We start from the raw sequence: 23,420 nt of genomic DNA, 5'->3' as shown, positions 1-23,420 counted from the left end.
TCTCCTTGGGAGTGAAACGATTCAAGAAAGCTAAGCGCGCAGGTCGGTGCGCGTCAAGAAGTGGTACGAACCCGAGCCCGCGGCGTACACCGCGCAGCCGTCGGCCAGCCGCACGAACCGGGCGCCCCGCTGCGTCACGTCGGCTTCGCGGCGCGCGGGCACCCAGATCTCGGCGGTGGCGTTGACCGGTACCGAGACGGAGAGGGTGAACGCCCCGTCCCGCTGTGACCAGCGGGTGGTGATCGGACCGTAGAGGGAGTCGTAGCGGCCCTCGGCGAAACGGACCTCCCCGCCAGGGCGGGGCCGGACGAGGATCCGGCGGAAGCCGGGGGCGGCCGGGGCGATGCCGGTGATGTTCTGGTACATCCACTCGCCGACCGAGCCGTAGGCGTAGTGGTTGAAGGAGTTCATCCCGACGTCCTGGAAGCCGCCGTCCGGCTTGATGGAGTCCCAGCGCTCCCACATCGTGGTCGCGCCCCGGTCGATCTGGTAGCCCCAGGAGGGGAAGGTGCGCTGCCGCAGGAGGCGGTGGGCCAGGTCGGTGTGGCCGGTCTCGGTGAGCGTCGGGAGCAGCCGCGGGGTGCCGAGGAAGCCGGTGGACAGGTGTCCGTCGCGGGCCTCGATCAGGGCGACGAGGCGGTCGGCCGCCGGGCGGCGCAGGGCGGCGGGCAGCAGGTCCATGGAGAGCGCCAGGACGTAACCCGTCTGGGTGTCGCCCTTGACCTTGCCGTCGTCGGAGACGTACGCGGCGGTGAACGCCCTCTTGATGCGGGCCAGCAGGTCCTCGTAGGGGGCCGGGTCCTCGCGGAGGACGTGCGCCGTGCGGGCGACGAGGTCGGTGGCGTGGGCGAAGTAGGCGGTGCCGATGACGTCCTTGGGGGTCTCGGCGTCCACGTTGAGCCAGTCGCCGTAGCCCTCGGCGGGGCGCAGCAGGTCCGAGCTGTGCTTCTCCAGGTACGTGATCCAGTCGCGCATGGCGTGCCAGTGCTCGCGCAGCACCCGGGTGTCGCCGTAACGCTGGTACAGGTTCCAGGGCACGGTCACCCCGGCGTCGCCCCAGCCCGCGGTGCCGCTGCCGAGCCCGCTGACGACCGGGGCCACGTCGGGGAAGGCGCCGTCCGAGCCCTGTCCGTCGCGCAGGTCCCGGAGCCACTTGGTGAGGAAGCGGGCGGACTCCATGGTGTACGCGGCCGTGCCGGAGAAGACGTTGATGTCCCCGGTCCAGCCGAGCCGTTCGTCGCGGGCCGGGGTGTCGGTGGGGACGGAGAGGAAGTTGCCGCGCTGGCCCCAGGTGATGTTGGAGTGCAGTTGGTTCAGCATCGGCACGTCGGTGCGGAAGGACATGGTGAACGGGGCGGCGGTGTGCATGACCCGGCCGGTCACCGCGTCCAGGGGCGGTGTGCCGGGGTAGCCGGTGACCTCGACGTAGCGGAAGCCGTGGAAGGTGAAGCGCGGTGTGTAGGTCTCGGTGCCACCGCCCTTCAGGGTGTACGTGTCGGTGGGGTGGGCGGTGCGCAGATTGGCGGTGTACGCGGTGCCGTCGGGGTTCAGCACTTCGGCGTGGCGGATCCGGACCGTGTGACCGGCCGGTCCCGAGACGGTGAGGCGGACGCTGCCGACCATGTTCTGGCCCAGGTCGAAGAGGTGGACCCCGGGGGCGGGTTCGGTGCGTTCGACGGGGGTGAGCTCGCGTTCCACCCGGGTCGGCGCGTCCACCTGGGCCACCACCTCGGCGGTGATGTCCGCGGCGGTGGTGGCGGGTTGCCATCCGGTGTCGTCGAAGCCCGGTGAGGTCCAGCCCGGGGTCTCCTTGCGGGCGTCGTACGCCTCGCCCATCAGCAGGTCGGCGGTCAGCAGCGGGCCGGTGGCGGCGCGCCACTCGGGGTCGGTGGTGACGCGCTCGGTGCTGCCGTCGGTGTACGTGACCTCCAGCTGGGCGAGCAGCGCGGGGCGGGTGCCGTACTGGTGCTGGCCGAGCCAGGCGACGTTTCCGGCGTACCAGCCGGGGGCGAGGGTCACACCGAGGGCGTTGGAGCCGCGCCGGAGGGCGTCGGTGACGTCGTACGTCTGGTACTGCACGCGTTTGCGGTAGTCGGTCCAGCCGGGGGTCAGCTGGTCGTGGCCGACGCGGACGCCGTTGAGGTGGGCCTCGTAGAGGCCGAGCGCCGTGGCGTACAGCCGGGCCCGGGCGACGGGCTTGCCCGCGAGCCGGAAGGTGCGGCGCAGCTGGGCGGGCGACTGTTGCGGCAGCACCCTGCCCCACGGTCCGCCGCCCCAGGGGGCGAGCTCCTTGGCGTCTGTCCAGTCGCTGTCGTCGTGGCCGGGGGAGGTCCAGGTGGCGGGTGGCCGGCGGTCGGTGGTGCGCCAGGTCCGGTCCGTGTGGTGGTGGGTGGTGCCGTCCTCGTATGTGAGCGCCAGGGTGGCCAGCAGACCGGCCGGACCCTGCTCGGCGTTGGTGGCCGCGATCGCGAGGGTGGCCGCTCCCCGGCGCAGGTGTTCGGTGACATCGACGGTGACCGGGTGCGCCCACGCCTTGGCCACGCCCAGCGCCTCGCGGGCGGCGACCTCGGTGCCGTCCACGTGGGCGGTGAAGCCGTCGTCGGCCGCCACGACCAGGCGGGCGCGCCGGACGGTGCCGGTGGCCCGGACCGTGCTGCGGAACCAGCGGGTGGCCGCCGGGGCATCGGCGGCCGGATCGCCTTCGGGGAACCAGATCCAGGTGGCGCCGTCCAGGTGCGGGGGCGCGGTCAGCTCGGCGGGCGCGGTGATCCAGCGCGCCTGCCACTGCCCGGCGCCGATCAGCCCGGTCTCCCACCAGTCGGGGGCGGACCACGGGGAGGGGCGGCCGCGGTCGTCCCAGACGCGTACCGACCAGTGGTAGCGGGTGCGCGGGCTCAAGTCCGGGCCGTCGTAGCGGACCAGGACCGACTGGTCCGATGGCCGCTTGCCGCTGTCCCAGACGTCCGGGTCGCCGAGCCGGTCCGGGGAGGTGGCGACCCGGATGCGGTAGGCGCTCTGCGACTGGTCGCGGGCGTCGGATTCGAGGATCCAGCTCAGCCGGGGGTGGGGCGTGTCCAGGCCGAGCGGGTGGGTGGCGTACTCGACCGTGGTGCTCCGGATCCGCAGTCCCGCGATGGGGCGGTTCTCCGCGGCGGCGGACGGGGCGAGTGCGGGCAGACCCGTGAGGGCCGTACCGGTGGCAGCGGTGGTGGCGAGCAGGTGGCGTCTGCTGATCACGAGCTTCCTCCAGGGGCGGCTGGATGAAAACGATTCAACCGGACGGCGCCTGGACCGTAGGGGCGGTGGTCGGGGTGCGTCAAGTGGTCGCGTCTCTAAGGGATTTACCTGCCGCGCACCCTCTTGACGGGTCCATGGCGCGGGGCTAGCTTCCCGGAATCCGCTTTGAAACATTTCATTCGCGCGCTTCAGGAGCCTCCGTGAGTCAGTCTGTTCCGGTCCTCGCCCTCAAGGGGGTGAACAAGTCCTTCGGCGCCGTACGGGCCCTCCGGGACGTCTCGCTGGAGCTCTTCGCCGGGGAGGCGCACGCCCTGGCCGGGGAGAACGGCGCGGGCAAGTCGACGCTCATCAAGGCGCTGGCCGGAGTGCACCGGCCGGACTCCGGCGAGGTGCTGCTGGACGGGCGGCCGGTGGTCTTCCACGGCCCCGCGGACGCCCGTGACGTGGGCATCGCCGTGATCTACCAGGAGCCGACGCTCTTCCCCGATCTGTCGATCGCCGAGAACATCTTCATGGGCCGTCAGCCCCGGCGGGCGTTCGGCCGGATCGACCACAAGGCGGTACGGGCGCAGGTCGCCGGTCTGATGGCGCGGCTCGGTGTCGACCTCGACCCGGACCGGCCCGCGCGCGGTCTGTCCATCGCCGACCAGCAGATCGTGGAGATCGCCAAGGCGCTCTCCTTCGACGCCCGCGTACTGATCATGGACGAGCCGACGGCGGCGCTGACCGGCAGCGAGACCGCCCGGCTCTTCGCGGTGGTCGAGACGCTGCGCGCGGAGGGCGCCGCGGTGCTGTTCATCTCGCACCGGCTGGAGGAGATCTTCGAGCTGTGCCGGCGGGTCACCACGCTGCGGGACGGGCGCTGGGTGGCGTCCGAGCCGCTGGACGGGCTGACGCAGGACGACCTCGTACGCCGCATGGTCGGCCGGGACCTGGAGGAGCTGTACCCCAAGCAGCCGACCCGGGTCGGCGAGACCGCGCTGTCCGTGCGCAGGCTGACCCGGGAGGGCGTCTTCCGGGACGTGTCGTTCGACGTGCGGCGCGGGGAGATCGTCGCGCTCGCGGGGCTGGTCGGCGCCGGGCGCAGCGAGGTCGCGCAGGCCGTCTTCGGGGTGGACCGGGCGGACGCGGGCGAGGTGCGGGTGGGCGGCACGGTGCTGCGGCCCGGGTCGCCGACCGCCGCCATGGAGGCGGGGCTCGCGCTCGTCCCCGAGGACCGGCGCCAGCGCGGCCTGGTCATGGAGATGTCCATCGAACGCAACATCGGGCTGACCGGTCTGGACCGGCTGGGCCGCGCGGGGATGGTGAAGCGCGCGCTGGAGCGCGGGCGGGCCTCGGACTGGGCGGTGCGGCTCCAGCTGAAGTACGGCAGCCTCGGCGACCACGTGGGGGTGCTGTCCGGCGGCAACCAGCAGAAGGTCGTGCTCGCCAAGTGGCTGGCCACCGACCCGGTGGTGCTCATCGTGGACGAGCCGACGCGCGGCATCGACGTCGGGACGAAGGCCGAGGTGCACCGGCTGCTGTCGTCGCTGGCCGCCGAGGGGCTCGCGGTGCTGATGGTCTCCTCCGATCTGCCCGAGGTGCTCGGCATGGCCGACCGGGTGCTGGTGATGCACGAGGGGCGGCTGGTCGCCGAGATCCCGCGTGCCGAGGCCACCGAGGAGTCGGTGATGGCGGCCGCGACGGGACTCAACGGGAGGGCGGCATGACGGTCACGGTCGAGAAACCGGCACCGGCGCCGGACACGGAGCGGTCGGCGCGTTCGCTGGTCGACGCCGTCTTCCGGGCGCGGGAGATCAGCATCGCGGGCGCGCTGGTGCTGCTGGTGCTGTTCACCTGGATCGCCGAGCCCCGCTTCCTGAACGACCAGGGCATCAAGGACCTGCTGCTGAACGCCGCGGTCCTGGTGCTGCTCGCGGTCGGGCAGTCCGTCGTGGTCATCACCCGCAACGTCGACCTGTCGGTCGGGTCCGTGGTGGGCCTGTCCGCCTTCGCCTGTGGGAAGTTCGTGTCGGGGACGGACCACGGGGTGCTGACGGTGCTGCTGCTCGGCGTCCTCGTCGGCGCGGTCTGCGGCCTCGTCAGCGGATCGCTCGTCAGCGGATCGCTCGTCAGCTTCGGCAAGGTGCCCGCGCTGGTGGTCACGCTCGGGATGCTCTACATCATCCAGGGCCTCGACTACTGGTGGGCGCAAGGGGAGCAGATCAACGCCGCCGACGTGCCGCAGTCCGTGCTGGACCTGGGCAGCGGCAGTGTCCTGGGGCTGCCGTATCTGCCGCTGATCTCCATTGCGGTGCTCGCCGGGACCGCGTACGTCCTGCGGACGTACCGCAGCGGCCGGGAGCTGTACGCCATCGGCTCCAACCCCGAGGCCGCCCGGCTCGCCGGGGTGCCGATCCGGCGGCGGGTGCTCGGCGCGTACCTCTTCTCCGGGGCCGTCTCCGGCTTCGCGGGGGCGCTGTGGCTGGCCCGCTTCGGGACGGTCGTCGCGGACAACGCGCACGGCTGGGAGCTGACCGTGGTCAGCGCGGTCGTGGTCGGCGGGGTCGCCATCGTCGGCGGCACCGGCACCGTGTGGGGCGCGGCGCTGGGGGCGCTGCTGCTCACCACCATCGGCAGCGCACTGGCCGTGCTGAAGGTCGACTCCTTCTGGGCGGACGCCATCGCGGGCGCGCTGCTGCTGGCCGCCATCAGCGTGGACCGGATCGTGAACGTGCGCATGACCCGTGCGCTGAGGAAGAGGAGCGCGCGATGAAGCCGAGGTGGGACACCGCGGTCGGGGTGCTGCTGGTGGCCGTCTTCGTCACCGGGCTCGGTACGACGGACGGCTTCGCCAGCCGCGACAACCTCGCCTTCGCCTTCAACGACATCGCCGAGGTCGCGCTGATGGCGCTGCCGATGACGCTGCTGGTGGTGGCCGGGCAGGTCGATCTGTCGGTGGCGTCGATGCTCGGCCTGTCCAGCGCGCTGACCGGTGAACTGTGGGACAGGGGCTGGGCGTTCGAGACCATCGTGCCGGTCGTGCTGCTGGTCGGCGTGGCCGGGGGGCTGCTCAACGGCTGGCTGGTCACCCGGGTCGGTCTGCCGTCGCTCGCCGTCACCATCGGCACGCTCGCGCTGTACCGGGGGCTGGCCTCGGTGGTGCTCGGGTCGAACGCCATCACCGACTTCCCGGAGACGTACGCGAAGTGGGCGGTCGACACCACCACCGTGCCCGGGACCTTCCTCACCTATCCGGTGGCGCTGTTCGTCGTGCTGGCCGTGGTCGCCGCCGTGGTGCTGCACTCCACCGGGCTCGGCCGGTCGCTGTTCGCCATCGGCGCCCAGGAGGACGCCGCGTACTTCGCGGGCATCCGCGTCAAGCGGATCAAGCTGCTGCTGTTCGTCGTGGCGGGGCTCGTCTCCGCCTTCGCCGGGGTGGTGTTCACCCTGCGGTACGGCAGCGCCCGCGCCGACAACGGCCAGGGCTTCGAAATGCTGGTCATCGCCGCCGTCCTGCTGGGCGGGGTCGACTTCGACGGCGGCAAGGGCACCCTGTTCGGCGCGGTCGCCGGGGTGCTGCTCATCGGCGTCCTGAAGAACCTGCTGACGCTCAACGACGTGGCCAACGAGGTCCAGGTGATCGTCACCGGGCTGCTGCTGGTGGCGTCCGTCCTCACCCCGCGCTTGATCACCACCGTGAGTGCCTGGCGCCATCGGCGCGCCGCCACGACGAGTTGACACAGATACAGCTGAAAGGTCACCCATGATCCAGCGCTCCTCCTCGCGGCGCCGCGCCGCCGCCACCGCGGCCGTGGTCTGTGCCATGGCCGTGGCCCTGTCCGGCTGCGGCGGCACCACCAAGAAGGACAGCGACAACAGCGGCCCCGTCAAGAGCAACGCCAAGGCCAACCCCGACGCCCCGCTGAAGAAGGGGCTGAAGCTCGCCTTCCTGCCCAAGCAGATCAACAATCCGTACCTGAAGATCCTGGACACCGCCGGGATCGGCGCCGCCCGGGAGTTCGGCAGTAAGGGCAAGGAGGTCGGGCCGTCCGACGCCAGTGCCTCCTCCCAGGTGTCGTACATCAACACCCTGGTCCAGCAGCGGCAGGACGCCATCCTCATCGCCGCCAACGATCCCAACGCGGTGTGCGGCCCGCTCAAGCAGGCCATGAAGAAGAACATCAAGGTCGTCGCGTACGACTCGGACACCGCCCCGGCGTGCCGCCAGCTGTTCATCAACCAGGCCAGTTCGGAGGACATCGGCCGCAGCCAGGTCCAGCACCTGGCGAAGCAGCTCGACTACAAGGGCGAGATCGCGATCCTCTCGGCCACCCAGAACGCGACCAACCAGAACACCTGGATCGGGTTCATGAAGGACGAGCTGAAGAAGCCCGCGTACAAGAACATGAAGCTGGTCAAGACGGTGTACGGGGACGACGACGACCAGAAGTCGTTCCAGGAGACCCAGGGCCTGCTGAAGGCGTACCCCAAGCTGAAGGGCATCATCTCGCCCACCACGGTCGGCATCGCCGCGGCCGCCCGCTACATCAGCGACTCCTCGTACAAGGGCAAGGTCGTGCTGAACGGCCTCGGCACGCCCAACCAGATGCGCAAGTACGTCAAGGACGGCACCGTCGAGCAGTTCGCGCTGTGGGACCCCAAGAAGCTGGGGTACCTGGGCTCGTACGCCGCCGCGGCGCTCGCCTCCGGGCAGATCACCGGGGCCGAGGGGGAGAAGTTCAAGGCCGGGAAGCTCGGTGAGTACACCGTCGGCAAGGACGGCGAGGTCATCCTCGGCCCGCCCACGGTCTTCGACACGTCCAACATCGACAAGTTCCACTTCTGAGGCGGCCCGCGATGCGGCGTGTGTGTTTTCTACTGAAGGTCCGTCAGGACCGGCTGGCCGAGTACCGCGAACGGCACGAGGCCGTGTGGCCGGAGATGCTGGAGGCGCTCTCGGCGGCCGGGTGGCACAACTACTCGCTCTTCCTGCGGGAGGACGGGCTGCTGGTCGGCTATCTGGAGACCGAGGACTTCGCGGCCGCGCAGGCCGCGATGGCCGCCACCGACGTCAACGCGCGGTGGCAGGCGGAGATGGCGGGCTTCTTCGAGGCGCTCGACGGTGCCAAGCCGGATGAGGCCATGACACCGCTCACCGAAGTGTTCCACCTCGCCTGAGCCACGGAGCCACGGAGCCACCGAGCACCGAGCACCGAGCCACGTAGGAGATGACGTCCCCCATGAGATCCCTGCCCGCGGCCGCGCTGGCCGCAGCCCTCCTCACCGCCGCCATGCCGACCGGGAGCGCGACCGCCGCGGCCCCGAGCGCCCCCGGCCCGGCGGTCGGCAAGGTCGCCGACACCCAGCTCGACCCCGGGGCCGTGTACTTCGAGTCGTACAACGGCCTCGTCAACAACAACGCGTTCCAGAAGAACGGGCTGCTCACCTACAAGGGCTACCAGTACGCCGTCTGGTACACCGGCGACCGCACCGCCGTCATCGGGCGCCGCGCGCTCGGCCGGGCGGACTGGCAGACCGTGCGGCTGCCGCACAAGCTCACCACCGACGACTCCCACAACGTGATCTCCATGGGGATCTCGCGCGTCGACGGCCGACTCCACCTCAACATGGACTCGCACAGCAGCGGCTTCTTCTACGTGAAGTCGGTGGCCGGACTGCTGGACGACCCCGCCGGACACCCCTGGAACGGCGCGCAGTTCGGCGCCGTGCAGACCACCCTGGACGGGCTCGCGCTCACCTCCCAGTTCACGTATCCGCAGTTCGTGGCCACCCCCGAGGGCCGCCTCCAGCTCAGCTACCGGGTCGGGGTCTCCGGCAACGGCCGCAACGCGCTGGCCGAGTACGACGGCACCCGGTGGACCGCGCTCGGCGAGTGGTCGGCGTCCACCGGCACGTACACCAGCGAGCACGGCTCCAGCACCGCCCGCAACATGTATCTGCACGGCATCGACTACGGCTCGGACGGCCGGTTGCACGCCTTCTACACCTGGCGCGAGCAGAACAACGCGGTGATGTGCGACGCCGGTGGCCTCACCAACCACGACACCGGCTACGTCTACAGCACCGACCGCGGCCGCACCTGGCGCAACGCGGCGGGCACCGTGGTCGGCACCACCGGCGGCGCCGACAAGGTGACCGTGAACGACACCGGCACCGTCGTCGATCCGCTGAATCCCGACCATTCGCTGATGAACCAGGAGAGCCAGGCCACCGACTCCGCCGGGCGCCCCCACGCGGTCATCAGTTACGTCCCCGGCCGCTTCGGCCAGTGCACCACCGACTACGTGGCCGACCGCACCACCAACGGCCGCGCCTTCCACCTCTTCAAGAACGCCGCGGGCGCCTGGAAGAAGACCGAGATCCCGGTCGCGCCGGGCTCCAGCCAGCGCACCCACCTGGTCTTCGACAAGTACGACAACGCCTACGCCGTCATGCCGTACGGCCGCATCGTCGCCGCGTCCAGCGCGTCGGGGTACACCGACTGGAAGACGCTCTTCGACGGCAGCGGCCTGAACGCCTTCGGCGAGGTCGTCGTCGACGACACCCGGCTCGCCCAGGACGGGGTGCTGTCGTTCATGTACCAGCGGAAGTCGAGCGGCACCACGCCCTCGGCCCTCCGCGTCATCGACTTCCGACTGCCGGGCTAGGGGACTTGAGCGCCCACGGCGTCGGCATCAAAGAAGTGGCGAAGGAGGCCGGGGTCTCGGTCGGCACGGTCTCCAACGTCATCAACCGCCCGGACTCGGTGTCCGAGCGGACCCGGGCCCGGGTGCTGTCCACCATCGAGCGGCTGGGGTACGTACGCAGCGAGTCGGCGCGCCAGCTGCGCGGGGGCCACAGCCGCATCGTCGGGCTGCTGGTGCTCGACATGGCGAACCCCTTCTTCGTGGACGTGGCGGGCGGCGCCGAGCGCGCCGCCCGCGAAGCGGGCCTCGGGGTGATGGTGTGCAACAGCGCGCAGAGCGCCCGGGAGGAGGCCGACTACCTGGGGCTGTTCACCGAGCAGCGGGTACGCGGCGTCCTCGTCACCCCCGCCGACACCACCGGGCGCAACCTGGAGTCCTTCCGGCGGCACGGCATTCCGTTCGTCCACGTCGACCGCGAGGTGCCCAGCGCCGAGGGCTGTTCGGTGTCGGTGGACGACATCGAGGGCGGCGCGCTCGCCGCCCGCCACCTCCTCGACCAAGGGCATCGCGCGCTCGCGTACGTCAGCGGCCCGATGCACCTCGCCCAGTGCCGCGACCGCCGCACCGGCGCGCTGACCGCCCTGCGGGAGGAGGGGGTCGCCGAGGCCGCGCTGCGCCATGTGGAGGTGGAGCGGCTGGATGTGGCAAGTGGCCGGGACGCGGGGGCGCGGCTGCTGGGCATGTCGCCGCGTCCGACGGCGGCGTTCTGTGCGAACGACCTGCTGGCGCTGGGGGTGTTGCAGGCGCTCTACGCGGCGGGGGTGTCGGTGCCGGGCGAGGTGGCGCTGGTGGGGTACGACGACATCGAGTTCGCGGCGGCCGCGGCGGTGCCGCTGACCTCGGTGCGCCGCCCCGCGTTCCGGATGGGGCGTACGGCGGCGGAGCTGTTGATCGAGGAGACGGGGGAGGCCGCCGACGCCCACCGTCACCGGCGGATCGTGCTGCGGCCCGAACTCGTCGTCCGCGGATCGAGCCTGGTCCGTGGTCAGCGGGCCGCGGCGAGTTCGGTGAGGACCTCGACGGCGCGGTCGATCTCGGCCTCGGTGTTGTAGTAGTGCGGCGAGAGCCGTACCAGCGGGTGGACGCCCCGGTCCTCGGTGTCGAACTGGGTCTGCGCCGGGTCGGTGGTGCTGACGTTGATGCCGCGCCCGGCGAGGGCGGCCGCGGCATCGGCCGTCGCCATGGTGTCGACCGCGCAGGTGACGATCGCGCACCGCTGCCGACCGAGATCGTAGGTGGTGATGCCGGGCACGGCGTCCAGCTGGTCGCGCAGACGGGCGCCGAGGCTGAGGGTGCGTCGGCCGATCTCGTCCAGGCCGAGGTCCAGGGCCTGCTGGACGGCGGCGCTCAGACCCAGGACGTTGGCATAGCTGACCTCCCATGTCTCGAAACGCCGCGCGCCGTCGTTCCAGGTGAAGCTGCGCCGGCCGTCCCAGGTGGCAGCGGCGACGTCGGTCACGTGCGGCTCCAGGTATGCGTGTGCCCCGGGGCGCACCCAGAGGAAGCCCGTGCCGCGCGGGCCGCGCAGGAATTTGCGGCCGGTGGCCGTGAGCATGTCGCAGCCGATCTCGGCGACGTCCACGGGGAACTGGCCGACGGACTGGGTGGCGTCGAGAAGGAAGGGAACGCCGGCGGCGCGGGTGAGGTGTCCGATCTCGGCGGCCGGGTTGACCAGGCCACCGCTGGTGGGGACGTGGGCGATGCCCACCAGCTTGGTGCGGTCGTCGATCAGGTTCGCGAGGGCGGTGGTGTCGACCTGGCCGGACTCGTCGTTGGGGACGACGACGACCTCGGCTCCGGTGCGCTGGGCTGTCTGCAAGTAGGCGAGGACGCTGCTGCCGTACTCGGCCCGGCCTGTGAGTATGCGGTCGCCCGGCTTGAACGTCATGGAGTAGAACGCGGCGTTCCAGGCGTGGGTGGAGTTGTCGAACAGCGCGATCTCGTCCGCCCGGCCGCCCACCAGCCGGGCGATGTGCCCGCGGGTGGCGTCGATGCGGTCCCGTTCCTGGTCCGCGGCCTCGTAGCCGCCGATCGCGGCCTCCAGCTCCAGGTGGGAGATCACGGCCTTGAGCGTCTGCCGCGACAGCAGGCCCGCGCCCGCGTTGTTGAGGTGAATCCGGTTCGCGGTGCCCGGGGTGTCCTGGCGGAGCGCTTCGATGTCCATGCCCGTTTCCCATCTGTGCGGTGCTGCCTTGCCATCACGGTTCCAAAGCGCCTCTCTTGAGTAAAGTGAACGTTTCTGGAGAAGACGGGCCACAAAAATTGATGCATGGAGTGAGGGCTGTGTACAACCTGCGCCGCCTGGTAGTGCTGCGGGAGCTGAAGCACCGTGGCACGCTGGCCGCTGTCGCCTCGGCCATGTCCTACAGCCCCTCGGCCGTCTCCCAACAGCTGACGCTGCTGGAGTCCGAAGTCGGTGCACCGCTGCTGGAGCGGGAAGGCCGGGGGGTCCGGCTGACACCGCAGGCGGAGATCCTCGTCGCCCGCACGGAGAAGGCACTCCGGGAGCTGGAGCGCGCCGAGGCCGAGATCGCGGCCTCGCTGCGGGAAACATCCGGGACGATCAAGGTTGCGGCCTTCCAGACCGCGATGCTCGCACTGGTGCCCGTCGCGTTGACCTGGCTGCGGGAGAACCATCCCCGGATAAGGGTGGAGGCCACGCAGGCCGAGCCCGACACCTCGCTGCCGGGCCTGCTGACCCGGGAGTTCGACCTCGTGATCGACGAGACGTTCCCCGGGCACGCGCGGCCGGCCCGCGCCTCCGAGTTCGAGCATCACCCGCTGTACGAGGACGCCATGCGGCTGGCCACATCCGCACCCGTGGAGTCGCTCGCTGATCTGGCCGAGCACCCCTGGGTGATGGAACCCGCCGGCACGCCCGCCCGGGCATGGGCGACCGGCATCTGTCACGCCGCCGGGTTCGAGCCGGACGTCGCCTACGTGTCCGCGGACATGCTGGTCCACGCACGGCTGGTCGAGGAGGGCCACGCGGTGGCCTTCCTGCCCGACATGCTGTGGTTCGATCGGACCCCCTGCCTCCTCCTCGCCGGCTCAGCAGGCCACACCCGCTCCGTACTCGCGACCGCACGCGCCGGAGCCGGGGAGCATCCCCTGATCCAGACCTTCCTCACCGCCATCCGCCACGCGATCGGCGAACTGGCCGCCCGTACCGGGTGACCGCCGCATGCCGGGCCGTCCACGAGCAAGGGCTGGTGTGGCTTGCACAAGATCATCCCGTGACGGACCTCCAGCGCACCCGGGACATGCACCGATCCCCTCCGCGTACGCCATAGCATGGGTCCCGCGGCCGAGGTGGGTCGCGGGAAGGCGGAGGCCGAGGTCGTGGGACGCATGGTGGGGATCAAGGACGTCGCGCGGCAGGCGGGAGTGTCCGTCGGCACCGTCTCGAACGTGATCAACCGACCGGAGATGGTCGCCGAGGCCACCCGTGACCGGGTGCAGGCCGCGATCGAGCGGCTCGGCTACGTACGCAGCGAATCCGCGCGCCAGCTGCGCGCCGGACGCAGCCGGATCATCTCGCTGCTGGTGCTCGACATGGCGAACCCCTTCTTCGTGGACGTGGCCAGCGGTGCCGAGCGCGCCGCCCGGGACGCGGGCCTCGGCGTCATGGTGTGCAACAGCGCACAGAGCCCCGACGAGGAGGCCGACTACCTGGGGCTCTTCGCCGAGCACCGGGTGCGCGGCGTCCTGGTGACCCCCGCCGACGCCACCGGCGGCAACCTGGAGAACTTCCGCCGCCACGACATCCCCTTCGTCCTGGTCGACCGCGAGGTGCCCAGCGCCGAGGGCTGCTCGGTGTCGGTGGACGACATCGAGGGCGGCGCGCTCGCCGCCCGCCACCTGCTCGCCCAGGGACACCGCGGGCTGGTGTACGTCAGCGGCCCGATGCAGCTGCCGCAGTGCCAGGACCGCCGCGCCGGGGCGCTCGCCGCGCTCGCCGACGAGGGCCTGGCGCCGGATGCGCTGCTGCACATCGAGGCCGCGCGGCTGGACGTGGCGGCGGGCCGCGACGCCGGTGCCCGGCTGCTGGGCATCTCACCCCGGCCGACCGCGGTGTTCTGCGCGAACGACCTGCTGGCGCTGGGCGTCCTCCAGGCGCTCTTCGCGGCCGGGGTGTCGGTGCCGGGCGAGATGGCGCTGGTGGGTTACGACGACATCGAGTTCGCGGCGGCCGCGGCCGTGCCCCTGACCTCGGTGCGCCAGCCCGCGTTCCGGATGGGCCGTACGGCGGCGGAGCTGCTGATCGAGGAGACCGGCGAGGACGCCGACGCCCACCGCCACCAGCGGATCGTCCTCCAGCCGGAACTGGTCGTACGGGACTCCACGCTGGGGGCGAAGCCGGGCGCGTGAGCCGCGGGCTGTTCCCGGGGTGGCTTCGCCGCGGCCTTGCACGCGGAAGGGAGGTGCTTGCGCGTCAGGTCGCCGGGTAGGCGCACAGTCACGCCGTCGATGCGCGTACGCGCCGAAGGAGAAACTGTCTATGCCACAGGTCGAACCGACGACCAGGAACCCGGACAAAGGCTATGTAGCGCTTCTTGGCTGGAGTCTCAACGCGGTGGAAGCCCTCGATCGGTTCGACCGGCGATACGTCGTCGTGGCGCCGGAGTGGGCCGAGGAGTACTGCGTCGACCACGATATCCCCTACGTGCCGTGGAATTTCGAACGGCTCAACGACCGCTCCATGGAGATCGCCGAGACTCTTCAGAACGAGGGTGTCGACGTCGCGATCCCGCTGTTCGAGGAAACGGTCGAATGGGCAGGGGCGATCAACTCCGTTCTGTTGGACAACCCGCGTCTGTACGGTCAGGCCATGCTGCTGCGGGACAAGGCGCTGATGAAGCGCCGCGCGCAACTCGGCGGCATCCGGGTCGGAATATTCGAGGAAGCCCACGACCGGGACGACGTGATCCGCTTCCTCAAGCGCGTCAATCAGACCCTGCTCAAGCTGGACGGTGACCCGAACGACCCGATCCATCTCAAGGCGTTCGACAAGGCAGGGTGCCTCGGGCACCGCGTCATCCGCACGCCGGACGAGATCGACTCGATTCCGGAAGAGGAGTTCCCGGTCCTCATGGAATCCCACCTCGATGGCTGGGAGTTCGCGGTCGAGGCGTGGGTACACAACGGGAAGATCAAGTTCCTCAACATCTCCGAATACGTCACGCTGGGGTATTCGGTGTTCGTGCCGGCAACCCCGGAACTGGAGCGGTACCGCCCGCAGATCACCGCGCAGATCGAGAAGCTCATCAAGACGTTCGACATCGAGTTCGGCTTCGTGCACCCAGAGTATTTCGTCACCAGTGATGGCGAGATGTACTTCGGCGAGGTCGCCTACCGGCCGCCGGGCTTCAAGGTGTTCGAGCTTCTGGAGCGGGCATACGGGTTCAATGCCTACCATGGGCTGGTGCTGGCCTTCGACCCGAAGACGACCGAGGAGGAGATCGACGCCTTCTTCCCACGTGAGGTGGTGGACGCGTCCGGAGTGGCCGGCTGCTTCGGTGTCTACCCGCGCCGCCGTGTCGTCAGCGCCTTGGAGATCCCGGAGGAGACCGAGGACGACGACTACTACGAGTCGCACGACCTCTCGACGCCGCTCGAGGAGACTGTCACCAAGAGGACCGCGTTCGGCACCCACTGGGGCCTGGTGTACTTCTTCGGTGATGACCCCTACCGGATGCGCGACACGTTGAAGAAGCAGGAAGAGCTCGACTTCTACGTCTGACGACCCCGCCGGACGCAGGAGACCTACCCGAGGAAACCCTTTGAAATCGACCGTCGACGTCAGCGGTGAGGCCACGACGCTGGACAAGCGCGTGGCCTCACTCGACGACGCCATCCAGGCCATGGCCGAAACCCGCGACTTCGGCAAGCACACGAAGCTGCGGCGGGTCCTGGAGGCCTTGCGCCGGGTGCTCATGCAGCCGGGCGGCGCCGCGGCGGTCCAGGCCAGGGCGCAGGCTCTGGAGGAAGCCGGGCTCTTCCAGGGGACGGACTGGGCGTCACCGGAGATCCTCATCCCGGCGCTGGTCGGCCCGAGCCTGCGCAGCGGAGACGCGGACACCGTTGTCATGGAGGCGGTCAGCGAGCTGCGGATGCTCGCCGTCGCCCTCGGCGACTTCGCGCACCCGACGTTGCCCGCCGAGGACGCCCGCCAGTTCCTGTCCCAGGTCATGGCAATGAACCTGGAGCTGCTGTTCACCCCGCCCAGCGAGGCGGAGCGAACCCGGCAGGGCCGGACCGCACAGCTCATCCGGGACCTGTTCCGCCACCTCGGCGACGGGATCGGTTACGACAGCCTCATGGACAACCTGGTCGACGAGATCTGGCGGATCCTGCGCCAGCGTCCGATCCAGGTCGAGGCGGTGCAGTCCCTGATCATCCGGATCGCGAGCTACCGCGATGATCCGGACGTCGCTCTCGGTGCGTCCTCAGGGCTGGGCATCGACCGGCTCATCACGAGTCTGTTCGGGACCACCGAGGCGTGCCGGGAGGACCCGGGCATCGACGTCTTCCGCTCCCGGCTCGAGGCGATGGACGCCGGCGGCCTGCAGTACGAGGCGTCGGGGTTCGCGCGGGCGATGCACGACACCGGCCTGGTGTCGCCGTACCACGCGGAACTGCTCCGGTTCCTGCTGAGCGAGAGCGACCACCTCGTCGGTGAGGCGCTCGGGCTGTCCGACACCGGCCGGAACTGCCTGCTGCGCTACAGCGAACTGGTGCACCGGCTGATCGAGGTGGCCGTTCACCCGCAGACCGCGCAGAGCGTCTACGGGCTGGCGCTGCTGCTCGACCGCGGCATCCTGTACGAGCCGCCGATCGTGCCCGCCCTGTGGCGCCAGCTGGCGCTTGAGCTCTCCCCGGTCGCGCGGGAGCGGTTGACGACGGTTTTCGGCGAGGTGCCGGGGCCGCGGGCGCGGCTGGTCGCAGGGGTGCTCTCGGTGCTGGGCCAGCCGCTCGGCGTCGGTCAGGGCGACAATCCCACCTGCCAGTCGGCCCGCGCGCTGTCGATGTGGTCCTACAACGACCCGGACTACCTGCTGCAAATGGTGGTCTGGGCGGCCCGTGACGACGAGATCCTCATGCACTTCGAGGGCCAGCCGATCTCGTCGAAGGACAGCGCGACCGGAGTCGCCAGCACGCTGCCGATGGACCTGGACCCCGTGTCGCTGCTCGTGGTACCTCACTTGGACCGGATCTACGCCGAGATGGGGCGGCGGTGTGCCGCGCGGCCAGGGGACCCGCACCGGTGGGTCAACCCCGAGTTTCACGGCTGGTGGGCGGGCCGTGGGTTCCACATCAACGTCGACGTCGCGACCGGAAACCTGGTCGACCTCGACGAGTTCCTGCGGCAGTTCCACGCCACCTACCACCCGTCCTACAACGGTGAGCAGCCGCTGATCCATCCGCAGCCGGCCGGCGTCGCCGTCACCGACAGCGCGGCCCGCTACGTCGGCTGGCACGCGATCACGATCCTGCGGGCCGCGCCGGACCCACAGGACGTCATGCGGGTGTATTTCTTCAACCCGAACAACGACAGCGGCCAGGACTGGGGCGACGGTGTCGTCGTCTCCACCGCGGGCAACGGCGAGCGGTTCGGCGAGGCCTCACTGCCGTTCGACCAGTTCGCCTCGCGGCTGTACATCTTCCACGCCGACCCGCTCGAGCGCGGCGAACCGGCGAGGGTGCCCGACGAAGACATCGCGCGGATCATCGGCTACATCGAGCGCAGCTGGGGCAACGACCGGCTCCCCGCGGGGACGCTGCAAGCCCTCGAAGGGCCCACGAGCCTGTGAGCCTACTGCGTCACCACGGTCGTGGCGGTCGCACGGGCGGGAACCGCGTCCAGCAGCGCCCGGATCTCCTGGACGGCGGCCCGGCCCGCCCGGTTCGCCCCGATCGTGCTCGCCGACGGCCCGTAGCCGACCAGGTGCACGCGGGGATCGCGTACGGCCCGGGTCCCGTCGACGGCGATCCCGCCGCCCGGCTCGCGCAGCCGCAGCGGGGCCAGGTGGTCGATCGCCGCGCGGAAACCGGTGGCCCAGAGGATGACGTCCGCCGCCACCGTACGGCCGTCCGCCCAGCTCACCCCGTCGGGGGTGATCCGGTCGAACATCGGCAGCCGGTCCAGCACACCCCGCTCCCGGGCCCGCTCCATCGCCTCCGTCATGGGTAGCCCGGTCACCGACACCACGCTCTGCGGCGGCAGCCCCCGCCGTACCCGCTCCTCCACCAGCGAGACCGCGGCCCGCCCCTGGTCCTCGCCGAACGGCCCGCTGCGGAACACCGGCGGGCGGCGGGTGACCCAGGTGATCGAGGCCGCCACCTCGGCGATCTCCAGCAGATGCTGCACCCCGGACGTCCCGCCCCCGACCACGATCACCCGCTGCCCGGCGAACGCCTCCGGGCCCGGGTACTGCGCGGTGTGCAGCTGCCGCCCCCGGAAGGTCTCCTGCCCGGGGTAGCGCGGCCAAAAGGGGCGGTCCCAGGTGCCGGTCGCGTTGATCAGGGCGCGGGCGGACCACGTACCGGCCGAGGTCTCGACCCGTAGCCCGCCGTCGCCGGTGTCGCGTACGGCGGTGACGTGTACTGGCCGTACGACCCGCAGGTCGAAGGCGCGCTCGTAGCGTGCGAAGTACGCCGGGATCACCTCGGACGACGGCCGCTCGGGATCGGCGTCGTCGCTGGTCAGCCGCATCCCGGGCAGGTCGTACATCCCGTGCACCGTGCCGTACGTCAGCGACGGCCACCGGAACTGCCACGCCCCGCCGGGGGCGGGGGAGTGGTCGAGCACCACGAATCCGGCGCCCGGCTCGTACCCCGCCCGCCGCAGGTGATACGCCCCGGACAGCCCCGCCTGCCCGGCGCCTACGACCACGACGTCCACGTTGTTCATGCTTCTACTAACTCGGCTCCGGCGCCGGTTCTTCCCGGTCCTCCAGCCGCATGCCCCGGCTCTCGGCCACCCGCAGCGCGTCATGCAGCGCCTCGGCGAGCCGATGCCCCACGAAGCGCAGCTCACCGGCGTGCGCCTTGCGGTCCTGGAGGAGCGGGCGCGCATGCGCCAGCAGCTCGGCCCCGGTGCGGAGCTGCACGGTCTCCATCTCGTCGGCCAGCCGTGAGATGCAGCCCGCGCCGGAGTCGTCGCTGACGAGGTAGCAGGGCTTGCCGTTCTCCGCGGGCCACGGCAGGAGGCGGGGGCGTGGGGATGGCATGAGGGTGGCTCCAGGAAATGGGGAGTTGATGGCCCGAACAGCTTCGAGGCTGTGAGAGTTGTCATGCAAGAGCGATTGAAATTCTCACTTGAGATGGCATATATGACCGAGTGAGCTGTTGTCGGAACAAAGCCGATTCCTGGTGCCAGACTCTGAACTCCCACCACGGCATGGCAGGCTCAACCCACCGGGAGGCATACTCGTGGCAGCACCAACTGGTCCCACCGTCCGTCGCATGCAACTCGGTTGGGAGCTCAAGCGGTTGAGAGATAAAGCGGGATTCACCCTTGCGGAGGCGGTGGACGGGTTGACGTTCTCCCCTTCGAAGCTCCATCGCGTGGAGAACGGGCTGACCGGCCTCAAGACCGCCGCGGAGCTGCGAACGCTCTTGGACCGCTACGGAGTCGAGGACGAGGATGACGTGGACTTCCTCATGCAGGTCCACCGCGATTCCCTCAACCGGGGTTGGTGGTCGCTCTATCGGAGCGTGCTGCCGTCCGGCGTGGGGATGCACATCGGTCTGGAGAACGGAGCCCGTACCAGCCGGACGTGGCAGCCGAACGTGATCTTCGGCCTGTTGCAGACCGATCGTTACGCGAGGGAACTGTTCCAGGCCGCCAAGCCGGTCGAGGAGACCACGACCGAATTCGTCGAGCGACACATCCAGATCCGGATGGAACGCAAGAAGGCCCTGACTCGCAGGGACAACCCGATGGAACTCTGGGTCATCCAGGACGAAGCGTCGCTGCGCCGAGTGGTCGGCAGCCCCGAGGTGATGCGTGAGCAGTACGAGGAGATCCAGACCCTGCTGCGGCTCGACAATGTGACGGTCCAGATCGTTCCGATGGCCACGCCCGCCTATCGGCCGCACACGAACTTCAACCTGTGGGAGTTCGGCACCCCGCTGCCGTCCGTGGTGCAGAGCGACGCCGTCGACGGATCCGACATCAGCGACAAGGAAACGACGATCTGGTCCTTCTCCCGCAGGTTCGAACACCTGCGGGCCGCGGCTCTCGCTCCTGGCGAGACACCGGCGTTCCTTCAACGACTAGCACGGGAGATCTGACATGACCCACGGCATAGCAACCAACGTCGCGCCCGAGAACGCCTGGTTCAAATCCTCCTACAGCGAAGCGAACGGCACCATGTGCGTGGAGATCGCCCACCTCACCCGCACCACCGAGGTCGGCATCCGCGACTCCAAGGAGAAGGCCGGCCCCGCCTTGGTCGTCCCGGCCGCCGCTTGGGCCGCGTTCATCAGGGAGATTCGTCGCTCATGACCAGTCAGGGCATCTGCTGCTCGGTCCAGATGCACTTTCCGGTGGCCGTGTAGCGCGTGCCCCAGCGCTGGGAGAGTGCGGCCACCAGCTGCAACCCGCGCCCGCCCTCGTCCGTCTCCGCGGCATGGCGGATGCGGGGCGTGGTCAAACTGCCGTCGGAAACCTCGCAGATCAGCGACTCGCCGCGCAGCAGACGCAGCCCGACGGGGCTTTTGGCGTGCCGGACGGCGTTCCCGACCAGCTCGCTGACCAGGAGCTCCGCGGTCATGATGAGCGGGTCGAGGTCCCAGCGGGCCAACTGGTCGCGGACATGGTCGCGTGCCTCGCTCGCGGCGATCGGCCCGTCGGACAGCGGCCAGGCGGCGATGTCGTCGGGGGTTGTCGCATGGGTACGGGCGATCAGCAGCGCGGCGTCGTCCTGCGTGAGCTCCTTCTCGGGCAGCAGCTCCGCCAGGACGTCGTCGCACAGCCGCTCCAGGGGTTCCCTCCCGCCCCGGACCGTGATCGCGCCGGACAGCGCGTTCGCCAGGTGCCTCATGCCGCGGTCGATGTCCCGGGTGGGCGATTCGATGAGGCCGTCGGTGTACAGCACCAGCAGACTGCCCTCGGGGAGGGAGATCTCGACCGTCTCGAACGGCGGCCTGGCCGCGCCCAGCGGAGGGTCGGGGGAGTGGCCGGGGAACTGGACGGCGCCCCCGGGGAGGACGATCCCCGGTGGAGGATGCCCGGCGCGGGCGAAGGAGCAGGTGGTGCTGACGGGGTCGTACACCGCGTACAGACACGTGGCGTAGGAGTCGTCCCCGAGGTCGTTTACCAGGTCGTTGAGGCGGGTGAGAAGTTCGGCGGGCGGGAAGTCCAGATCCGCGAGCGTGCGCACGGCGGTGCGCAGCCGCCCCATGGTGGCGGCCTCGGACAGGCCGTGCCCCATCACATCACCGATCACCAGAGCCACCCGGGCGCCGGACAGCGGGATCACGTCGTACCAGTCGCCGCCGACGTCGATGCCCTCGCTGGCGGGCAGATAGCGCGCGGCGGTGGTGACCGTGCGCAGCGACGGCAGGGTCCGCGGCAGGAGTCCCCGCTGGAGCTCCTTGGCCCGGTTGTGCTCCGTGTCGTACAGCCTGGCTCGCTCGATGGCGTGCGCCATGAGCCCGCTGAGGGCGGTGAGGAGGGCCCGCTCCTCGCCGTCGAGGTGGCGCGGCTCGGTGAAGGAGATGACCGAGCAGCCGACGCAACGGCCGGAGACGGTCAGCGGCAGAAAGGCCCAGGCGGCCTTGTCGGCCGCGCCCGGACGCCAGGCCATCGCCGGATAGCGCGCGATGTACTCCTCCACCGAGCCGACGAAGGCCGGTGTCCTGCTGTAGTACACCTCCGCGATCGGGGAGACGTCGCCGACCGGGGACCCGTCGATGGAGTCGAGGAAGGCCCGCGGATATCCGACGGCGCCGGCGACCCGTATCACCTTCCCCTCGATGAGCTGGACGACGAGGCCGGAGGCGCCGAACGGCCGCAGCACCCGCTCGGCGATGGCCTGTACCACGTCCCGCATGGTCAGGGCCTCCGCGAGGGCGTTGGTGAGATCGGTGATCCGGGCGGTGCGCTCGGCCGCCGCGCGTTCCGCCGCGGCGCGCTCCTCCTCGCGTGACCGGCGCTCGGTGACATCGGTGGCGTAGACCGTCAGACCCTCAGGCACCGGGACCAGCCGCATGTGGTACCAGCGCTCGTTGGCGGGCCACCGCACCTCGCATTCGACGGGTGCGCCGCTGTCGGCGGCCTGTCGGCAGTGTGCCTCCAGGCCCGGTTCCGCGGCGTCGACGCCGAGCCGGGCGAAGGCGTCCCACAGCGTCCGGCCGTGCAGCGTCCGGGGGGTGCCGAGCAGCCGTTCCGCCTCGACGTTGACGAAGGTGATCCGCCACTCGCTGTCGACCGCGAGGAACGCGTCGCTCATATGGCGCAGCGCACGGTTCACCGCATCGCGGGCGATGCGGCTCTCGGTGGTGTCATATACCGTGCCGACCATGCCGGCGGGCTGACCGTCCTGCCCGAGCAGGACCCGCCCCCGGGCGCTGGCCCAGCTCGTGGTCCCGTCGGGTCGGCAGATCCGGTACTCCACGCTGAAGACCCGGCGGTGGCGGATCGCCTGCTCGGCCTCGACCAGCACCCAGGGCAGATCATCGGGGTGGACCCGGCTGGTCCAGTTCTCGAACGACTGCTTCGGGGTGCCCGGGTCCATGCCGAAGAGGGCCAGGGTCGGCTCGTCCCACACCAGCTCTCCGGTGGCCAGGTTCCACTCCCAGGACCCCACCCTGAGCGCTTTGAGCGCGTGCCGCAGACGGGTGGCGGGCGGCTCCTGCCGCACGTGGCCATCCCAGCCCGCGTCGTCCCGGTCCCGGTCCTCCCGGTCCGGGGAGGCTTCGGTCGGCCAGGGGGCCGACGAGTGTTCCCGCAGCCGCTGCGCGGCCCACGCGGCGAGCGTCTCGACCGACTCCCGCTGCCGCCGCGTGGGCTCCTGCGCGCGGTCCATCAGCACGGACAGCACGCCCGCCACCCCGCCCGGGGTGACCAGCGGAACCGCCAGCAGCCCGCAGCCTGCGGGCAGCGCCGGGCCGCGAGCGTCGCCGGTACGGGCGGGCGCCCATACCGGTACCCCGCCGGCCACCGCGCGGGCCGGGGCGCCGACGCCGGACTCCTCGATCTTCTCCCAGTGCCGGGCGACCGTACGCGCGAGCCCGTGCGCCGCCATCAGCAGCAGCCCCGGGCTGATCGGGCCCCGCAGATGCACCATGCCGCCCAGCCCGCCCGATTCCGTGACCGCGTGGTCCAGCGCGAAGCCCAGCAGCTCGGCGTCGCCCAGCTCATCGCCCGCCGTGATGATCGTGCGCAGCCGGGTGGCACCGGCCTGGTCCAGGGCGTCCTGCTCGGCCATGGCCCACCTCCCGCCGTGAGCGCACACGGAACCGGGGCGAGCCGCCGGGTATGCC

General features: G+C 70.7%; 18 protein-coding genes. 13 read left to right on the top strand and 5 right to left on the bottom strand.

The features are described from left to right. Positions 1–30 precede the first annotated feature (30 nt). The gene (locus LCH29_RS36205; protein ID WP_446465921.1) at positions 31–3,237 is read right to left on the bottom strand and encodes an alpha-L-rhamnosidase; all 3,207 of its coding nucleotides are present in this window, start codon (positions 3,235–3,237) and stop codon (positions 31–33) included. A gap of 200 nt (positions 3,238–3,437) precedes the next feature. Here LCH29_RS36205 and LCH29_RS36200 point away from each other — a divergent pair, with 200 nt between their 5' ends. The 7 genes from LCH29_RS36200 to LCH29_RS36170 all read left to right on the top strand — a co-directional run bounded on the left by LCH29_RS36200 (position 3,438) and on the right by LCH29_RS36170 (position 10,978). Continuing rightward, positions 3,438–4,946, top strand: coding sequence for a sugar ABC transporter ATP-binding protein (locus LCH29_RS36200; protein ID WP_446465920.1), 1,509 nt, complete (start codon positions 3,438–3,440; stop codon positions 4,944–4,946). Continuing rightward, the gene (locus LCH29_RS36195; protein WP_446465919.1) at positions 4,943–5,992 is read left to right on the top strand and encodes an ABC transporter permease; all 1,050 of its coding nucleotides are present in this window, start codon (positions 4,943–4,945) and stop codon (positions 5,990–5,992) included. The genes LCH29_RS36200 and LCH29_RS36195 overlap by 4 nt, the downstream gene beginning before the upstream one ends. Then, positions 5,989–6,957: an ABC transporter permease gene (locus LCH29_RS36190; RefSeq protein WP_446465918.1), complete on the top strand. Its 969-nt coding sequence runs from the start codon at positions 5,989–5,991 to the stop codon at positions 6,955–6,957. The genes LCH29_RS36195 and LCH29_RS36190 overlap by 4 nt, the downstream gene beginning before the upstream one ends. Positions 6,958–6,982: 25 nt before the next feature. Then, on the top strand, positions 6,983–8,065 hold the full coding sequence (gene rhaS / locus LCH29_RS36185; protein WP_446465917.1) for a rhamnose ABC transporter substrate-binding protein: 1,083 nt from the start codon (positions 6,983–6,985) through the stop codon (positions 8,063–8,065). A gap of 11 nt (positions 8,066–8,076) precedes the next feature. After that, a complete protein-coding gene (locus tag LCH29_RS36180; protein WP_446465916.1) occupies positions 8,077–8,397 on the top strand; it encodes an L-rhamnose mutarotase in 321 nt (106 codons plus the stop codon). A gap of 62 nt (positions 8,398–8,459) precedes the next feature. Beyond that, complete coding sequence (locus tag LCH29_RS36175) at positions 8,460–9,887, top strand: BNR repeat-containing protein (protein ID WP_446465915.1); 1,428 nt, start codon at positions 8,460–8,462, stop codon at positions 9,885–9,887. Between the two features lie 5 nt (positions 9,888–9,892). Beyond that, entirely contained in the window at positions 9,893–10,978 is a 1,086-nt protein-coding gene (locus LCH29_RS36170) for a LacI family DNA-binding transcriptional regulator (protein ID WP_446465914.1), read from the top strand. Here the strand turns inward: LCH29_RS36170 and LCH29_RS36165 are convergent. Then, positions 10,912–12,090 carry an aminotransferase class V-fold PLP-dependent enzyme gene (locus tag LCH29_RS36165; protein ID WP_446465913.1) on the bottom strand — a complete coding sequence of 393 codons (1,179 nt, stop codon included), beginning with the start codon at positions 12,088–12,090 and terminating at the stop codon, positions 10,912–10,914. The genes LCH29_RS36170 and LCH29_RS36165 overlap by 67 nt on opposite strands. 119 nt (positions 12,091–12,209) lie before the next feature. On the opposite strand from LCH29_RS36165, the gene LCH29_RS36160 reads away from it, so the two are divergent. From LCH29_RS36160 to LCH29_RS36145, 4 genes are all read left to right on the top strand, one after another. Beyond that, positions 12,210–13,103 (top strand): LysR family transcriptional regulator, encoded by an 894-nt coding sequence (locus tag LCH29_RS36160; RefSeq protein ID WP_446465912.1) that lies wholly within the window; start codon positions 12,210–12,212, stop codon positions 13,101–13,103. Positions 13,104–13,277: 174 nt separating this feature from the next. Continuing rightward, positions 13,278–14,297 carry a LacI family DNA-binding transcriptional regulator gene (locus LCH29_RS36155; RefSeq protein ID WP_446465929.1) on the top strand — a complete coding sequence of 340 codons (1,020 nt, stop codon included), beginning with the start codon at positions 13,278–13,280 and terminating at the stop codon, positions 14,295–14,297. 130 nt (positions 14,298–14,427) lie between these two features. Further along, on the top strand, positions 14,428–15,669 hold the full coding sequence (locus LCH29_RS36150) for an ATP-grasp domain-containing protein (RefSeq protein ID WP_446465911.1): 1,242 nt from the start codon (positions 14,428–14,430) through the stop codon (positions 15,667–15,669). Positions 15,670–15,709: 40 nt separating this feature from the next. Continuing rightward, positions 15,710–17,740, top strand: coding sequence for a hypothetical protein (locus tag LCH29_RS36145; protein WP_446465910.1), 2,031 nt, complete (start codon positions 15,710–15,712; stop codon positions 17,738–17,740). A 2-nt stretch (positions 17,741–17,742) separates the two neighbouring features. Here the strand turns inward: LCH29_RS36145 and LCH29_RS36140 are convergent, their stop codons facing one another. Together LCH29_RS36140 and LCH29_RS36135 are read right to left on the bottom strand one after the other, a co-directional pair. Next, entirely contained in the window at positions 17,743–18,840 is a 1,098-nt protein-coding gene (locus LCH29_RS36140; protein WP_446465909.1) for an NAD(P)-binding domain-containing protein, read from the bottom strand. Positions 18,841–18,847: 7 nt separating this feature from the next. After that, the gene (locus LCH29_RS36135) at positions 18,848–19,159 is read right to left on the bottom strand and encodes a hypothetical protein (protein WP_446465908.1); all 312 of its coding nucleotides are present in this window, start codon (positions 19,157–19,159) and stop codon (positions 18,848–18,850) included. Between the two features lie 235 nt (positions 19,160–19,394). Between LCH29_RS36135 and LCH29_RS36130 the strand changes: the two genes are divergently transcribed. Both LCH29_RS36130 and LCH29_RS36125 read left to right on the top strand, forming a co-directional pair. Continuing rightward, on the top strand, positions 19,395–20,225 hold the full coding sequence (locus tag LCH29_RS36130; protein WP_446465907.1) for a helix-turn-helix domain-containing protein: 831 nt from the start codon (positions 19,395–19,397) through the stop codon (positions 20,223–20,225). 1 nt (position 20,226) lies between these two features. Continuing rightward, complete coding sequence (locus LCH29_RS36125; RefSeq protein WP_446465906.1) at positions 20,227–20,439, top strand: DUF397 domain-containing protein; 213 nt, start codon at positions 20,227–20,229, stop codon at positions 20,437–20,439. A 4-nt stretch (positions 20,440–20,443) separates the two neighbouring features. On the opposite strand, the gene LCH29_RS36120 is transcribed toward LCH29_RS36125, so the two are convergent. Next, on the bottom strand, positions 20,444–23,365 hold the full coding sequence (locus tag LCH29_RS36120; RefSeq protein WP_446465905.1) for a SpoIIE family protein phosphatase: 2,922 nt from the start codon (positions 23,363–23,365) through the stop codon (positions 20,444–20,446). Positions 23,366–23,420 lie beyond the last annotated feature (55 nt).

It is taken from the genome of Streptomyces sp. BRA346 (assembly GCF_052851135.1).
The sequence above is the reverse complement of the archived record's forward strand: the minus strand, read 5'-3'. Positions and strand labels throughout refer to the sequence as shown.

Bases quoted from the DNA above. Each gene is read 5' to 3' on its own strand.
- LCH29_RS36195 (WP_446465919.1), top strand. From the start codon at position 4,943: ATGACGGTCACGGTCGAGAAACCGGCACCGGCGCCGGACACGGAGCGG.
- LCH29_RS36190 (WP_446465918.1), top strand. From the start codon at position 5,989: ATGAAGCCGAGGTGGGACACCGCGGTCGGGGTGCTGCTGGTGGCCGTC.
- rhaS (WP_446465917.1), top strand. From the start codon at position 6,983: ATGATCCAGCGCTCCTCCTCGCGGCGCCGCGCCGCCGCCACCGCGGCC.
- LCH29_RS36180 (WP_446465916.1), top strand. From the start codon at position 8,077: ATGCGGCGTGTGTGTTTTCTACTGAAGGTCCGTCAGGACCGGCTGGCC.
- LCH29_RS36175 (WP_446465915.1), top strand. From the start codon at position 8,460: ATGAGATCCCTGCCCGCGGCCGCGCTGGCCGCAGCCCTCCTCACCGCC.
- LCH29_RS36165 (WP_446465913.1), bottom strand. From the start codon at position 12,090: ATGGACATCGAAGCGCTCCGCCAGGACACCCCGGGCACCGCGAACCGG.
- LCH29_RS36155 (WP_446465929.1), top strand. From the start codon at position 13,278: ATGGTGGGGATCAAGGACGTCGCGCGGCAGGCGGGAGTGTCCGTCGGC.
- LCH29_RS36150 (WP_446465911.1), top strand. From the start codon at position 14,428: ATGCCACAGGTCGAACCGACGACCAGGAACCCGGACAAAGGCTATGTA.
- LCH29_RS36140 (WP_446465909.1), bottom strand. From the start codon at position 18,840: ATGAACAACGTGGACGTCGTGGTCGTAGGCGCCGGGCAGGCGGGGCTG.
- LCH29_RS36135 (WP_446465908.1), bottom strand. From the start codon at position 19,159: ATGCCATCCCCACGCCCCCGCCTCCTGCCGTGGCCCGCGGAGAACGGC.
- LCH29_RS36130 (WP_446465907.1), top strand. From the start codon at position 19,395: ATGCAACTCGGTTGGGAGCTCAAGCGGTTGAGAGATAAAGCGGGATTC.
- LCH29_RS36125 (WP_446465906.1), top strand. From the start codon at position 20,227: ATGACCCACGGCATAGCAACCAACGTCGCGCCCGAGAACGCCTGGTTC.
- LCH29_RS36120 (WP_446465905.1), bottom strand. From the start codon at position 23,365: ATGGCCGAGCAGGACGCCCTGGACCAGGCCGGTGCCACCCGGCTGCGC.